Below are 13,657 nucleotides of genomic sequence, written 5' to 3'. Positions count from 1 at the left end.
GTAGCACAGCGAGCATCGCAGGCCGCAAAGCGCGCCGCGCAGTAGCTTTGGCGATACGTTAAACTTGCATATTCATGATCTCATGATATGCAGCAACTAATTTATTCCTTACCTGCACCGTCGCCTGGAATTCGATGCTCGACTTTTGCATCGATACCATCACGTCCGACAGGCTGACCTTTTCGTCACCCATGGTAAAGCGCTGACCCAGCGCCGACGAAGCCTGTTGCGCGCCGCTCACGGAGTCCAGCGCGCTTTTGAAGGCATCGGCAAAATTCACCTTCGCCGCCGGCATCTCGGTCTGGATCGCCGGTATTTTCGCCTCCGGCCGCGTGGCCGCCGACTTCAGTTGCGCGATCATCGCCTCGATCCTGCTGCTATCGATACCGCCTGTTTTCACTTCGCCTCCCGATTCTGGTGTGCTTCATAACTGTTCCATGCCTGTTGCACCCAGAGAACAAAACCCTGGCTTGCAAGGCAACGACGGGTACAATAACTTCCGTCACATGTTGCCAGGGTTCCACAATACCAGCGCCAACGCCAGCCGCTCGGCCGAGCAGGCGGCAAAAGCGCCTTCTATTTGGACGATTGAAGCGCGTGACAGTGGCGGATAATTCTGCATATCGCCCCCTCCTCCAGTGGAAGCGGCCCCCACTCACTACCCAACATACGCGCCCCGGAAGGCAATCATGGCTGTAGCCGAAGAAATCGATGTGAACCGCATACCACCGGAACCGGCGCCTGGCCGCTCGCCCGTGGAGTCCGTGCAAGCCTTCGCCAAGACGCCGATGGGCAAGAATTTCCTGCGCGGCCTGGGCGTGGCGGCACTGGTTGCCATCGGCGTGGCCCTGTACATGTGGAACCAGCCGCCCGAGTACAAGGTCCTGTTTTCCAACTACACGGACCGCGACGGCGGCGCCATCACCGCTTCGCTGGACCAGCTGGGCATCAAGCACAAGTTTTCCGAAGGCGGCGGCGCCATTCTCGTGCCGTCCGAGCAAGTCCATGACGCGCGCCTGAAACTGGCCGCGCAAGGCTTGCCGAAGGGCGGCAACGTGGGCTTCGAGCTGATGGAAAACCAGAAGCTCGGTGTCTCGCAATTCCTGGAACAGGTCAATTTCCAGCGCGCGCTCGAAGGCGAACTGGCGAAATCGATCGAATCCGTGTCCGCCGTCGATACGGCGCGTGTCCACCTGGCGCTGCCCAAACCGTCCGTTTTCGTGCGCGAACAGCAAAAACCGACGGCTTCCGTGCTGCTGAACCTGCACCCGGGCCGCGGCCTGGACCAGCTGCAGGTGAGCGCCATCGTGCACCTGGTGGCGTCGAGCGTGCCGGAATTGCTGCCAATCAATGTCACCGTGGTCGACCAGGCCGGCACCCTGCTGTCGAACCAGGAAAAGGACAAGGACCGCGCCAACGGCATCAAGAGCCTGGACCCGAACCAGCTGAAATACGTGCAGCAATTGCAGCAAAGCGTGATCAAGCAGGTCGAATCGATCTTGCTGCCCATCGTCGGCGAAGGCAATGTGCGCGCCGAAGCGACGGCCGATGTCGATTTCTCGCAAAGCGAACAGGCGGCCGAAACCTACAAGCCGAATTCGCCGCCGGAAGCGTCCACCATCCGCAGCCAGCAAACGAGCGAATCGACGGGCGCCGGCAATGCCAACCCGTCCGGCGTGCCGGGCGCGCTGTCGAACCAGCCGCCAGGCGTGGCGACGGCGCCATTGACGGCCGAGGCGCCGGGCGCCCCGGCTGGCGCGCCGACGGCGCCGACACAGAAGGAATCGACGACGAATTATGAAGTCGACAAGACTGTGCGCTACGAGCAGAAATCCATGGGCGGCCTGCGCCGCCTGTCGGTGGCCGTCGTCGTCAACTACCGCCGCAGCTTCGACAAGGATGGCAAGGTCACGGTCAAGCCGATTTCCCCTGCCGAAATGGTCCAGATCAACAATCTGGTCAAGGAAGCGATGGGCTACAACAAGGAGCGCGGCGACAGCTTCAGCGTGGCCAACTCGCCGTTCGACGGCATCGACCGCGCGCCGGAAGGCAAGCTCGAGTGGTGGCGCGACCCGGCCAACTTGCCGCTGGCCAAGGAACTGGCGAAATTCCTCATCACGGCCCTGATCCTGCTGTACATCTTCATCAAGATCGTGCGCCCGATGCTGCGCCCCGTGATGCGCAAGATCGACGATTTCGGCGCCCCGCCGCCCGTCATCGAGCCGGAACTGGCCAAGGAGGGCGAAGAAAACGAAGTCCTGCTCAGCGAAGCGGAGCTGGAAGAACTGGAAGAAGATACGGCGCGCGGTTATCGCGAAAACCTGGCGATGGCCAGAAAACTGGCGCAGGAAGACCCGCGCGTGGTGGCCAACGTAATCAAAGCATGGATAGGCAATAATGACTGAGACAACGGGACTGCAAAAAGCATCGATCCTGATGCTGGCACTGGGCGAGAGCGAAGCGGCCGAGGTCATGAAATTCCTCGGCCCGCGCGAAGTGCTGAAACTGGGTGCCGCCATGGCCACCATGAAGGGCATCGCGCACGAGCAGGTGGTCGAGGTGCTCGGCGACTTCCGCGCGCAGACGGAACTCAATTCCACCGTCGGCCTCGATTCGGACGAATATATCCGGCAAGTGCTGACCAAGGCGCTGGGCGACGACAAGGCGTCCGTGCTGCTGTCGCGCATCCTGGGCGGCAAAGATGCCTCCGGCATCGAATCGCTGAAATGGATGGACTCGCAATCCGTGTCCGAGCTGATCCGCAACGAACACCCGCAGATCATCGCCACCATCCTCGTCCATCTGGAACGCGACCAGGCCTGCGAAATCCTCGGCCACTTCACGGACCGCCTGCGCAACGACGTGGTCTTGCGCATCGCCACCCTGGACGGCGTGCAGCCGGCCGCCTTGCGCGAACTCAACGACGTGCTGACGAAACTGCTGTCGGGTAACGAAAACATCAAGAAATCGTCGCTGGGCGGCGTGCGCGCGGCAGCCGAAATCCTGAACTTCATGAGCGGCGAGCAGGAAGGCTCCGTCATGGACAATATCAAGAACTACGACAACGACATGGCGCAAAAGATCATGGACGAAATGTTCGTGTTCGACAACGTAATCGATATCGACGACCGCGGCATCCAGCTGCTGCTGCGCGAAGTGCAGTCGGAAATGCTGATCATCGCCCTCAAGGGCGCCTCGCAGGAACTGCGCGACAAGATCTTCAAGAACATGTCGCAGCGCGCCGGCGAGATGATGCGCGAAGACCTCGAATCGAAAGGCCCCGTGCGCCTGTCGGAAGTGGAATCGCAGCAGAAACAGATCCTGCAGATCGTGCGCCGCCTGGCGGACGAGGGACAGATTGTCTTAGGCGGAAAAGGCGAGGATTCGTTTGTCTAATTTGATTCCCAAAGAGCAGCAAACCGCGTACCAGCGCTGGGAAATGACCTCGTTTGGCGACGAGCGCCCCAGCGTGGTGGCGGCGCGCAAGCTGCTCGAACCGGATCCCGAACCGGAATTCGATCCATTTGCCGAGCTGCACGAGGAAGAGCCGGCCCCGCCGCTCGAATACCCGACGCAGGAAGAACTCGACGCCATCCGCGAGGAAGCGCGCGCCACGGCCTTCGAGGAAGGCCGCGCTGCCGGCTATGCGGAAGGCCACGCGGCCGGGCATGCCGACGGCCATGCCGAATCGTATGCACAAGGCAAGGCTGCCTCGGCCGTGGAACTGGCGCACTTGCAAACCATCGCCGTCGATTTCGGCACGGCCGTGCACCAGGCCGACGAACTGATCGCCAACGACGTGATGGAACTGGCCCTGCAGCTGGCCAAGGGCATGCTCAAGACCGCCTTGCCCGTGCGCCCCGAACTGATGCTGCCGATGGTGCGCGAAGCCATCGAATACTTGCCTGTGCTGCAACAACCGGCCTTGCTGATGCTCAACCCGGAAGACGCGCAAGTAGTACGCGACGGTATCGGCGATGAACTCGACAAAGGTGGCTGGCGCGTCATCGAAGATCCGTCCGTGGAACGCGGCGGTTGCAAGATCGACACGGCCAGCAATCAGATCGACGCGCAGGCATCCACCCGCTGGCAGCGCCTGACGCATGCGCTGGGCAAAGACCTGGACTGGCTGGCGCCGTGAGCGAGCCCGTCAAAGGCCCCACTGCCCATGCGGCGCGCTGGCGCGCCTACCTGAGCGATTGTTCGGCCGTGGTCGGCTTTGTCGAACCGATGCAAATTTCAGGCCGCGTCACGCGCGTGGCCGGCCTGGTGATGGAAGCCGTGGGCTTGCGCCTGGCCGTCGGCGCCGCCTGTACCGTGCCGCTGCCCAATGGCGGCCGGGTCGAGGCGGAAGTGGTGGGTTTTGAAGGCGACCGCCTGTTTTTGATGCCGCAAAGCGACGTCGAGGGCATCGTGCCCGGCACGCGCGTGTTTTCCGTCGAGCCGGCCATCCCCCGCCCCGGCAGCGTGGCGCACCCGCGCCGCCGCCCCAGCGACCGCGCGCGCCATCTGCCCGTGGGGCCGCAGCTGCTGGGCCGCGTGCTCGATGGCGCGGGCCGTCCGCTTGACCAGCTGGGCCCGCTGCACACGACCGACAGCGCCCCCATCAACGTACGCCCCGCCAATCCCCTGGGCCGCGCGCCCATCGTCGATACGCTCGACGTGGGCGTGCGCTCGATCAACGCGATGCTGACCGTGGGCCGCGGCCAACGCATGGGCCTGTTCGCCGGTTCCGGCGTCGGCAAGAGCGTGCTGCTGGGCATGATGGCCCGCTACACGGAAGCGGACGTGATCGTCGTCGGCCTGATCGGCGAACGGGGCCGCGAAGTAAAGGAATTCATCGAGCAAATCCTCGGCCCCGAAGGCCTGGCCCGTTCCGTCGTCGTGGCCGCGCCGGCCGACACGCCGCCGCTGATGCGCCTGCAAGGGGCCGCATATGCGACGGCGATTGCCGAACATTTCCGCGATCAGGGGCAAAATGTGCTGTTGATCATGGATTCGCTGACCCGCTACGCCATGGCGCAGCGCGAAATCGCCCTGGCCATCGGCGAGCCGCCCGCCACCAAGGGCTATCCGCCATCCGTCTTCGCCAAGCTGCCCGTGCTGGTGGAACGGGCCGGCAATGGCGAGGAAGGCGGCGGCTCGATCACGGCCTTCTACACCGTGCTGACCGAGGGCGACGACCAGCAGGACCCGATCGCCGACTCGGCGCGCGCCATCCTGGACGGGCATATCGTGCTCAACCGCCGCCTGGCCGAAGCGGGCCATTATCCGGCCATCGACATCGAGCAATCGATTTCGCGTGCCGCCCACTCGATCACCACGCACGAGCACCAGCAGCAGGCGCGCAAGCTGAAACAGCTGTATTCGCGCTACGAGCGCAGCCGCGACCTGATCAGCGTGGGCGCCTACAGCGCCGGCACCGACCCCGTGCTGGACCAGGCCATCGCCCTGCATGAAAAGATCGAGGCGTTTTTGCAACAGCAAATCACGGAGCGGGTCAGCATGGATGAGAGCTTGGGGCAACTTACCGCTCTATTCGACTGATTAGGACTTGCATAGCGGGAATATAATCAGCCATGGCTTCTCCTTCCCAACTTGCTACCCTGATCGACCTTGCCCAGCGCGAAACGGACGATTGCGCCAAGCGCCTGGGCGCGGCCCTGAAAGCGCTTGACGATTGCCGCCAGAAGCTCGACATGCTGTCCGGCTACCGCGACGACTATGCCAAGCGCTTCGAGGCGAGCATGAGCAACGGCATCACGCCCATGGCTTACCGCAACTTCCAGGCCTTCATGGTCAAGCTCGACAGCGCCATCCTGGGCCAGCAGCAAGTGGTCGAGCATGCGCAGGCGCGCAGCGAGAATGAAAAGATGCGCTGGCAGCTGGCCGAACGCAAGCGCATGTCGTACACCACTCTGAACAACCGGGCGCAGGAACAGGCGCTGAAGCTGGAAAACAAGCGCGACCAGAAAGCAATGGATGAGCACGCGGCGAGACAAGCCTATTACAAACGCTAAGCAACACTGAGGCAGCATCATGCAAACCCAGCCAACACCGATTTCCCAGATCATCTCGCCAAACGCCACGCCCGGTGCCGCCAACCGCAGCCAGCCGTCCACCAGCGGCGCGGCGGGCGACTTCCAGCGCACCCTGAACCGCCAGATCGAGCAACGCCAGGCCAGCCGTAATATGGCGCAAGCGCCAGCGCCGGCGCCGGCACGCCCCGCCAGTCCTGCGGCCGCACCAGCACCCGCGACGCCGGCGCCCGCCAATGAAGCGAAGCCGGCGCGAGCGGGCACCGAACAGGCGGCCAGCAGCGAACAGCCGCCCGCACCAGCTACCGAGGCGGCGCCCCCCGCCAACGGCGACAGTGACAGTGACAGCGCCACGGCAGAGGCCAGCGTGCCCGCCGTTCCCGCGACAACAGTCACGCCGCCAGCCGACCCGGCCGCCGAGATGCTGGCCCTCGTGGGCAGCATCCAGCTGGCCATCCAACCGCCGGCGCCAGCCGCCAAGGCCGTGCCGGAACTGCCGGCGCGCGCCAGCGTCAAGGCCGACGGCAAGGGCCTGGCAACCGGGCCGTTACTGGCAGCCGGCCAGGGCAGCGGCAAGGCCGCCGCCACCGTCATCGCGCAAGCGGACAGCGGCGACTTTGCCGACAGCCTGGGCCAGGCCCAGGGCAAGGCGGCCGCCACACCAGGCGCCAGCGTGCCGGCAGGCAAGGCCGAGCCGGGCAAGCTGGCCGTCGACGCCCAGCTGGCGGCCACCGCCAAGGCGGGCGCCGCCGTAGCCGAACCCATCCTCAAGGAAACGCCTGCCGACCTGAGCCGCCTTGCGGCCCAGTTGCAGCCGGGCGCGCTGCAGCAGGCCGCGGCCGCCGTGGCCGTGCCGGCCGACAAGCTGACGGGCCGGGTCGGCTCGCCGGCCTGGGACCAGCAACTGGGGCAGAAAGTCGTGTGGATGGCGGCCGGCGGCGACCAGAGCGCCACCCTGACCCTGAATCCGCCCGATCTGGGGCCCGTGCAGGTGGTCCTGACGGTCACCAATGACCAGGCCGATGCCGCCTTCATGTCGGCCCAGCCGGAAGTACGCCAGGCGCTGGAAGCGGCCATGCCGCGCCTGCGCGAAATGATGAGCGAAGCGGGCATCGCCTTCGGCAGCGCCACCGTCTCGGCCGGCACGCCGGAACAGCAAAACCATGGCGAGCGCGCCGCCTCGGGCGAACGCCGTGGCAATGGCCAGGGTGGCGGCACCTCCGGCGGCGAGATCGCCATCGCGCCGGCAGCTGGCGGCCGCAGCCGACCCAGCCTGAGTGCCGTGGATACCTTTGCCTGACGACAATTCGTCGTCCGCAGGCCACAGGCGCGCGCCGCGGCATAACTTTTCGTATAAAAACAGCGAGTTGAGGGCGCTTCCGCCCTCTTTTCACTGCATCCTTCTGCGCAGAATTTGCCGATAATGACATAATGGCGTCGTGATCCACTTCCATGCACCCGAGTACCATTGAAAGCAAATCCAAAAATGAAAGCAGATCCGAAAGCAGATGCAGGCCTGGCCCCCGCCGGCGCCTCGAAAAAGAAGCTTCTGATCATCGTGCTGGCCTCGGTGCTGGTGGCCGGCGGCATCGGCGGCGGTGCCGCCTGGTACTTCTTGCATGGCAAGGCCGATAAAGAAGAAGCGGCGCCGAGCAAGAAAAAACACGCCGCTTCCAAGGCAGGTCCGCCCGTTTTCGTTCCCGTCGATGCCTTCACCGTCAACTTGCAGCCGGAAAATGGCGAGCAATATCTGCAGATCGCGTTTACCCTGCAGGTGGGCAGTCCGGAAGAAATGGATAGCATCAAGCTGAACATGCCGAAAGTGCGCAGCCGCTTGTTGCTGCTGCTGTCCGGCAAGAAGGCGTCCGAACTCAATACCGTGGAAGGCAAGCAGCAGCTGGCGGCCGAAATCATCAATCAGGTGAACCAGCCGTTCGAGGACAAAGGGCCGGAGCAGGACGTGACGGACGTATTATTTACCGCATTCATCATTCAATAAGCAGCCATGGCCGATAATTTCCTCTCCCAGGAAGAAGTCGATGCCCTTCTGAAGGGCGTCAACGGAGACCAGGACGACGCGCAGACGCCGGAAGATGTCACGGGAGTTCGTACCTACAACCTGGCAACCCAGGAGCGCATCGTGCGCGGCCGGATGCCGACGTTGGAAATTATCAACGAGCGTTTCGCCCGGCTGCTGCGCGTGGGCCTGTTCAACTTCCTGCGCCGCAGCGCCGAAGTGTCGGTCGGGTCCGTGCGCGTCTCGAAGTACAGCGAGTTCATCCGTAATCTGGTGGTGCCGACCAATCTGAACCTGGTGCACATGAAGCCGCTGCGCGGCACGGCCCTGATGGTCTTCGATCCGGGCCTCGTCTTCCTGCTGGTCGACAATCTGTTCGGCGGCGACGGACGCTTCCACACACGCGTCGAAGGGCGCGACTTTACGCAGACGGAGCAGCGCATCATCCTGCGCATCCTCGATATCGTCTTCGAGGCCTATACCAAGTCGTGGGAGCCGGTCTTCCCCGTCGAATTCGAATATATCCGTTCAGAAATGAACACGCAGTTCGCCAACATCGCCACGCCGAACGAGGTGGTGGTGGCGTCCACGTTTACGGTGGAACTGGGCTCCGTTTCCGGACAGATCCACTTCTGCATGCCGTATTCGATGATCGAGCCGATCCGCGATTCGCTGACCTCGAGCCTGCAGGGCGAGGCGCTGGAAGTGGACAAGCGCTGGATCCGCCTGATGACGCAGCAGATCCAGATCGCCGAGGTCGAGCTGGTGGCCTCGCTGGGCACGGCGCGCGTGTCGTTCGACGAGATTTTGAACATGAAGGTGGGCGACATCATTCCCCTGAATATTCCCGAACTGATCGCCGCCACCGTCGACGGCGTGCCCGTGATGGATTGCACGTATGGCGTGTTGAACGGACAATATGCGCTGAAAGTCGAAAAGTTGCTGGCGAATGCCGACAATATGAATAACCATTAAGAAATACCCGGATCGCGCTGCGGTCCGTATCCGTACAACAGGAGAAACACATGTCTGACAACCAAGACGACCAAAGCGCGGAAGACGATTGGGGCGCGGCCATTGCCGAGCAGGCCAAGGCGGAAGCCGAAGCGCTGCAGAACCAGGCCGCCACTACGGCCAGCGCGGCGAGCGCCGCCGTGTTCAAGGACTTTTCCAAGCAGGCATCGAAGTCGGAAACACACAACGATATCGATTTCATCCTCGATATTCCCGTGCAGCTGACGGTCGAACTGGGCCGCACCAAGATCGCCATCAAGAACCTGCTGCAACTGGCGCAGGGTTCCGTGGTCGAGCTCGACGGCCTGGCCGGCGAACCGATGGACGTGCTGGTCAACGGCTGCCTGATCGCCCAGGGCGAAGTGGTGGTGGTCAATGACAAGTTCGGCATCCGCCTGACCGACATCATCACGCCTTCCGAACGCATCCGAAAATTGAATAAATGAAGCCTGGCCTGTTGATTTCCACCGTGCTGCCGCTCCTGGCGGCATGCAGCATTGCCCACGCGGAACCGGCAGCCGCGTCGGCGCCGGCGGCCAGCGCCGCCAGCGCTTCCGTCGCGGCAGCAAGCGAGACACCGCCCGTTGCCGCAGCAACGGTGCCGGCCACTTCGCCCGCCGCCGCCCTGCCCGCCATGCCGGCGGGCGCGCCCATGACGATGGCGCCGACAAGCTCGGCCGGCAGCCTGCTGCAAACCATCTTCGCGCTGATGTTCGTGCTGGCCCTGCTGATCGGCCTGGCCTGGTTCATGAAGCGCTATGGCCCCAAGGTCATGGGCGGCAACAACAAGATGCGCGTCGTCAGCTCGCTCAACCTGGGCGGACGCGAACGCATCGTCCTCGTCGAAGTGGCCGACCAGTGGATCGTCGTCGGCGCCTCGCCCGGCAGGATCAACGCGCTGGCCACCATGCCGCGCCAGGAAGGCGAGTTGCCGCAACTGGCGACGGCGCAAAACGGCCCCGCGGCCGCCAATTTTTCCGAGTGGCTGAAACAGACCATCGAAAAACGCAATGGGAAATAAGCAGCAGATGGCGTGGTCCACCTTGAAGACTCCCCTGACCTGGCTGCTGGCGGCCGCCGCCCTGGCCTTGCCGCTGTGGGCGCTGGCCGAACCGGGCATCCCGGCCTTCAACAGCACGCCGGCGCCGGGCGGCGGCCAGAATTACTCGCTGCCGGTGCAGACGCTCATCCTGATGACGTCGCTCACCTTCCTGCCGGCGGCCCTCTTGATGATGACCTGCTTTACGCGCATCATCATCGTGCTGTCCCTGCTGCGCCAGGCCATCGGCACGCAATCGGCGCCGCCGAACCAGGTGCTGGTGGGGCTGGCCCTGTTTTTGACCCTGTTCGTCATGGGCCCCGTGTTCGACAAGATCTACACGGATGCGTATCAACCGTATCAGGAAAACAAGATCAGCATGCAGCAGGCGATGGACAAGGGCGTCGATCCCCTGAAAACCTTCATGCTCAAGCAGACGCGCCAGGCCGACCTGGCCCTGTTCGCCAAGATGTCGCGCTCGGCGGCCCTGCAAGGTCCGGAAGACGTGCCGCTGCGCATCCTCGTGCCCGCCTTCGTCACCAGCGAACTGAAGACGGCGTTCCAGATCGGCTTTGCCATCTTCATCCCGTTTCTGATCATCGACATGGTGGTCGCCAGCGTGCTGATGTCGATGGGGATGATGATGATGTCGCCGGCGACGATCTCGCTGCCGTTCAAGCTGATGCTGTTCGTGCTGGTCGACGGCTGGCAGTTGCTGCTGGGCTCGCTGTCCCAGAGTTTTTACTAGGGGAAGTACGATGACACCCGAAAGCGTCATGACCCTGGGCCGCCATGCGATGGAAATCACCCTGATGGTGGCCGCGCCCATGCTGCTCGTCGCCCTCATCATCGGCTTGATCGTCAGTATTTTCCAGGCGGCCACGCAGATCAACGAGGCGACCCTGTCCTTCATTCCCAAGCTGGTCGGCATCTTCGTCGCCATCGTCGTGGCCGGCCCGTGGATGCTGTCCGTCATGCTCGACTACATGCGCCAGGTGTTCACGGGCATCCCGAACCTGGTCGGCTAGTGCAGCGATTGTTGCCATGCTGACCCTGTCGAGCATCGAACTGAACACGTGGATCGCAGCACTGCTGTGGCCGCTTAGCCGCATCCTCGGCCTGATCGCGGCCGCCCCCCTGTTCGGCAACGCGGCCGTGCCGGCCACCGTCAAGGTGACCTTGGGCGCGCTGCTGGCCATGATCATTGCCCCCACCGTGCCGGCCTTGCCTGCCGTCAACCCGATGTCCCTGCCCGGTCTGCTGATCCTCACGCAAGAGATGCTGGTCGGGCTGGCCATGGGCTTTTCCATCCGCATCGTGTTTTCCGCCATCGAAATGGCCGGTGAACTCAGCAGCCTCACCATGGGCCTGGGCTTCGCCTCATTCTTCGATCCGCAAACCAAGGGCAGGTCGTCCGCCATCAGCCAGTTCCTCGTCATGCTGGCCACCTTGATGTTTTTGACCGTCAACGGCCATCTGGTCTTGCTGGCGGCGCTGGCGGAAAGCTTCGTCAGCCTGCCGATTTCGTCGAGTCCCATCAGCGGCGGCGGTTTCCAGCAATTGGCGGCCTGGGGCGGAGAAATCTTCCGTTCCGGCCTGCAAATTTCGCTGCCCATCATCGCCGCCCTGCTGCTGACCAACGTGGCGCTGGGCATCTTGACGCGGGCCGCGCCGCAGCTGAACATTTTCGGTATCGGTTTCCCCGTCACCCTGGGCGTGGGCTTGCTGGTGATCGGCATGGTCCTGCCCTATCTGGCCACGCCGTTCCAGAACATGTTCCTGCGCGGCATAGAAACGGCACGGCTGCTGCCGCGCGGCTTTGCCACGCGCGACCGGCCACCGCCGCCGGCGCCGCCGCATCCCTTGCGCCCGGCACTGCCTGCGCCTGCGCCGCTGCCGCCCGCGCGCTGATCAAGGCTGCCAGCCCAGCGCGTGGCGCAACAGCAGCGCCGACAATACGAACATGGTCACGCCGATCAAGCCATCGAGCACTTGCCAGGCCCGGGGCCGCGCAAACCACGGCGCCAGCCAGCGCGCGCCATAGCCGAGCGAGGCAAACCACAGCAGGCTGGCCGCGCTGGCGCCGGCGATGAAGCAGCCACGCAGCGCGCCCGGTTGCTGGGCGCCGATGCTTCCCACCAACAATACTGTATCCAGATAGACATGGGGATTGAGCAAGGTAAATGCGGCCGCCTGGGCCAGGATGGCGCCCAGCGCCAGCCCGGCACCGCCTTCGGCCGCGCGCAGCTGCTGCGGCCGGCGCGCGCGCCGCAGCGCTTGCCAACCGTAGACGGCCAGGAAAACGGCGCCGCCCAATGCCAGCGCGCTGGCCAGCAAGGGGCGCTGTCCCAGCGCATGGGCCATGCCCAGGACGCCGGCGGCAATCAGGGCCGCGTCTGCCAGCGCGCAAAACAGCACGATGGCGCCCACATGTTCGCGGCGCAAGCCTTGCCGCAAGACAAAGGCATTTTGCGAGCCGATGGCAACGATGAGTCCCAGGCCCAGGGTCAAGCCCTGGAGAAAGACAGAAAAAACGAGTGGGGTGGTGGCGGTCGAAAGTGTCATGCAGCGATCTTGCCAGCCGCACGCAATGAAGGCAAACTACCTTTACTGCAGTAAGTTAAGGAAAACTTCATTCATGCTCGATTATGCCGCCCTCGCCGCCCTGGCCGCCGTCCTCCGCGAAGGCAGTTTCGAGCGCGCCGCGCGCGCCTTGCACGTGACGCCATCGGCCATTTCGCAGCGCATCCGCCTGCTGGAAGAGCGCGTCGGCTGCGCACTGGTCATACGCGACCAGCCCTGCCGCGCCACGGAAACGGGCCGGCGCCTGTGCCAGCACGTGGACCAGGTGCAGCTGCTCGAACAGGATTTGCAGGGCACCTTGCCGGCGCTGGCGCAGACAGCACTGGGCGTGTCGCGCGCCAGCGTGCCCGTCGCCGTGAATGCCGACAGCCTGGCCACCTGGCTGACGCCCGCCATCGCCGCCTTTGCGGCCAGGCACCCGGTGCTGCTGCAAGTGGCCGTCGACGACCAGGACCATACGGCCGAATGGCTGCGCAGCGGCGCCGTGCTGGCCGCCGTCAGCGCCACGGCCCGGCCCGCATCGGGCTGCAACAGCCGCCCGCTGGGCGCCATGCGCTACCTGGCCGCCGCCAGTCCCGCCTTCCTGCAGCGCTATTTTGCCCACGGCGTCGGTGCCGCCAGCCTGGCGCTGGCACCCAGCCTCGTCTTCAATGCCAAGGACGAACTGCAGGCGCGCTGGGTGCGGCGCCTGTGCCACCGGCACGTGGAGCTGCCGCGCCATGCCCTGCCTTCGTCGCATGCCTTCGTCACGGCCGCCCTGGCCGGCATGGGCTGGGGCTTGCACCCGCAGGCGCTGATCCAGCCGCACCTTGACAATGGCAGCCTGGTCGAACTGCTGCCGGATACCCCGCTCGATGTCGCCCTGTACTGGCATACGGCGCGCGCCGCCTCCGGCCTGCTCGACGGCTTGAGCGCAGCCATCGTGGCCGCCGCCCGCACGGCCCTGCTGCCGCCCTGACGGGCCGC

16 protein-coding genes are annotated in these 13,657 nt (G+C 64.4%); 14 read left to right on the top strand and 2 right to left on the bottom strand.

Translation table 11 applies throughout. The features are described 5' to 3' along the window. Positions 1–58 precede the first annotated feature (58 nt). Positions 59–361, bottom strand: coding sequence for a flagellar hook-basal body complex protein FliE (fliE, locus tag IGS60_RS04580; protein WP_230502628.1), 303 nt, complete (start codon positions 359–361; stop codon positions 59–61). A gap of 328 nt (positions 362–689) precedes the next feature. On the opposite strand from fliE, the gene fliF reads away from it, so the two are divergent. The 13 genes from fliF (at position 690) to fliR (ending at position 12,019) form a co-directional block, all read left to right on the top strand. Further along, positions 690–2,405, top strand: a complete 1,716-nt coding sequence (gene fliF, locus IGS60_RS04575) for a flagellar basal-body MS-ring/collar protein FliF (RefSeq protein ID WP_070289137.1) — start codon at positions 690–692, stop codon at positions 2,403–2,405. Further along, positions 2,398–3,396 carry a flagellar motor switch protein FliG gene (gene fliG, locus IGS60_RS04570; protein ID WP_034754023.1) on the top strand — a complete coding sequence of 333 codons (999 nt, stop codon included), beginning with the start codon at positions 2,398–2,400 and terminating at the stop codon, positions 3,394–3,396. The genes fliF and fliG overlap by 8 nt, the downstream gene beginning before the upstream one ends. A gap of 43 nt (positions 3,397–3,439) precedes the next feature. Continuing rightward, a complete protein-coding gene (locus IGS60_RS04565; protein WP_070222451.1) occupies positions 3,440–4,141 on the top strand; it encodes a flagellar assembly protein FliH in 702 nt (233 codons plus the stop codon). Between the two features lie 89 nt (positions 4,142–4,230). Then, positions 4,231–5,547, top strand: coding sequence for a flagellar protein export ATPase FliI (gene fliI / locus IGS60_RS04560; RefSeq protein WP_227742184.1), 1,317 nt, complete (start codon positions 4,231–4,233; stop codon positions 5,545–5,547). A gap of 32 nt (positions 5,548–5,579) precedes the next feature. Beyond that, the gene (gene fliJ, locus IGS60_RS04555; protein WP_070289135.1) at positions 5,580–6,020 is read left to right on the top strand and encodes a flagellar export protein FliJ; all 441 of its coding nucleotides are present in this window, start codon (positions 5,580–5,582) and stop codon (positions 6,018–6,020) included. A 19-nt stretch (positions 6,021–6,039) separates the two neighbouring features. Beyond that, entirely contained in the window at positions 6,040–7,338 is a 1,299-nt protein-coding gene (locus IGS60_RS04550) for a flagellar hook-length control protein FliK (protein WP_230502626.1), read from the top strand. Between the two features lie 186 nt (positions 7,339–7,524). Then, a complete protein-coding gene (gene fliL, locus IGS60_RS04545) occupies positions 7,525–8,037 on the top strand; it encodes a flagellar basal body-associated protein FliL (RefSeq protein ID WP_070220126.1) in 513 nt (170 codons plus the stop codon). A gap of 6 nt (positions 8,038–8,043) precedes the next feature. Further along, the gene (gene fliM, locus IGS60_RS04540) at positions 8,044–9,030 is read left to right on the top strand and encodes a flagellar motor switch protein FliM (protein ID WP_070220128.1); all 987 of its coding nucleotides are present in this window, start codon (positions 8,044–8,046) and stop codon (positions 9,028–9,030) included. Positions 9,031–9,080: 50 nt separating this feature from the next. Next, a complete protein-coding gene (gene fliN / locus IGS60_RS04535) occupies positions 9,081–9,515 on the top strand; it encodes a flagellar motor switch protein FliN (protein WP_070220130.1) in 435 nt (144 codons plus the stop codon). Next, entirely contained in the window at positions 9,512–10,090 is a 579-nt protein-coding gene (gene fliO / locus IGS60_RS04530; protein ID WP_230502624.1) for a flagellar biosynthetic protein FliO, read from the top strand. The genes fliN and fliO overlap by 4 nt, the downstream gene beginning before the upstream one ends. Then, positions 10,080–10,856 carry a flagellar type III secretion system pore protein FliP gene (fliP, locus tag IGS60_RS04525; protein ID WP_070220134.1) on the top strand — a complete coding sequence of 259 codons (777 nt, stop codon included), beginning with the start codon at positions 10,080–10,082 and terminating at the stop codon, positions 10,854–10,856. Before fliO ends, fliP begins: the two co-directional genes overlap by 11 nt. Before the next feature lie 10 nt (positions 10,857–10,866). Then, complete coding sequence (fliQ, locus tag IGS60_RS04520; RefSeq protein ID WP_034754044.1) at positions 10,867–11,136, top strand: flagellar biosynthesis protein FliQ; 270 nt, start codon at positions 10,867–10,869, stop codon at positions 11,134–11,136. 16 nt (positions 11,137–11,152) lie between these two features. Beyond that, positions 11,153–12,019: a flagellar biosynthetic protein FliR gene (gene fliR, locus IGS60_RS04515; RefSeq protein ID WP_230502622.1), complete on the top strand. Its 867-nt coding sequence runs from the start codon at positions 11,153–11,155 to the stop codon at positions 12,017–12,019. Here fliR and IGS60_RS04510 read toward each other — a convergent pair whose 3' ends face one another. Next, a complete protein-coding gene (locus tag IGS60_RS04510) occupies positions 12,020–12,673 on the bottom strand; it encodes a LysE/ArgO family amino acid transporter (protein WP_070289131.1) in 654 nt (217 codons plus the stop codon). A gap of 73 nt (positions 12,674–12,746) precedes the next feature. On the opposite strand from IGS60_RS04510, the gene IGS60_RS04505 reads away from it, so the two are divergent. Continuing rightward, on the top strand, positions 12,747–13,649 hold the full coding sequence (locus IGS60_RS04505; protein WP_230502620.1) for a LysR family transcriptional regulator ArgP: 903 nt from the start codon (positions 12,747–12,749) through the stop codon (positions 13,647–13,649). The last annotated feature ends 8 nt before the right edge of the window (positions 13,650–13,657 follow it).

The sequence above is a fragment of the Janthinobacterium sp. FW305-128 genome (genome assembly GCF_020858135.1).
Classification (GTDB): Bacteria; Pseudomonadota; Gammaproteobacteria; order Burkholderiales; family Burkholderiaceae_D; genus Janthinobacterium.
This window is presented reverse-complemented; position numbering and strand designations above follow the sequence as displayed.

Coding starts and splice junctions, on each gene's coding strand:
- fliG (WP_034754023.1), top strand. CDS start 2,398: ATGACTGAGACAACGGGACTGCAAAAAGCATCGATCCTGATGCTGGCA.
- fliI (WP_227742184.1), top strand. CDS start 4,231: ATGCAAATTTCAGGCCGCGTCACGCGCGTGGCCGGCCTGGTGATGGAA.
- IGS60_RS04550 (WP_230502626.1), top strand. CDS start 6,040: ATGCAAACCCAGCCAACACCGATTTCCCAGATCATCTCGCCAAACGCC.
- fliF (WP_070289137.1), top strand. CDS start 690: ATGGCTGTAGCCGAAGAAATCGATGTGAACCGCATACCACCGGAACCG.
- fliJ (WP_070289135.1), top strand. CDS start 5,580: ATGGCTTCTCCTTCCCAACTTGCTACCCTGATCGACCTTGCCCAGCGC.
- IGS60_RS04505 (WP_230502620.1), top strand. CDS start 12,747: ATGCTCGATTATGCCGCCCTCGCCGCCCTGGCCGCCGTCCTCCGCGAA.
- fliL (WP_070220126.1), top strand. CDS start 7,525: ATGAAAGCAGATCCGAAAGCAGATGCAGGCCTGGCCCCCGCCGGCGCC.
- fliQ (WP_034754044.1), top strand. CDS start 10,867: ATGACACCCGAAAGCGTCATGACCCTGGGCCGCCATGCGATGGAAATC.
- fliO (WP_230502624.1), top strand. CDS start 9,512: ATGAAGCCTGGCCTGTTGATTTCCACCGTGCTGCCGCTCCTGGCGGCA.
- fliN (WP_070220130.1), top strand. CDS start 9,081: ATGTCTGACAACCAAGACGACCAAAGCGCGGAAGACGATTGGGGCGCG.
- fliE (WP_230502628.1), bottom strand. CDS start 361: ATGATCGCGCAACTGAAGTCGGCGGCCACGCGGCCGGAGGCGAAAATA.
- fliP (WP_070220134.1), top strand. CDS start 10,080: ATGGGAAATAAGCAGCAGATGGCGTGGTCCACCTTGAAGACTCCCCTG.
- IGS60_RS04510 (WP_070289131.1), bottom strand. CDS start 12,673: ATGACACTTTCGACCGCCACCACCCCACTCGTTTTTTCTGTCTTTCTC.
- fliR (WP_230502622.1), top strand. CDS start 11,153: ATGCTGACCCTGTCGAGCATCGAACTGAACACGTGGATCGCAGCACTG.
- IGS60_RS04565 (WP_070222451.1), top strand. CDS start 3,440: ATGACCTCGTTTGGCGACGAGCGCCCCAGCGTGGTGGCGGCGCGCAAG.
- fliM (WP_070220128.1), top strand. CDS start 8,044: ATGGCCGATAATTTCCTCTCCCAGGAAGAAGTCGATGCCCTTCTGAAG.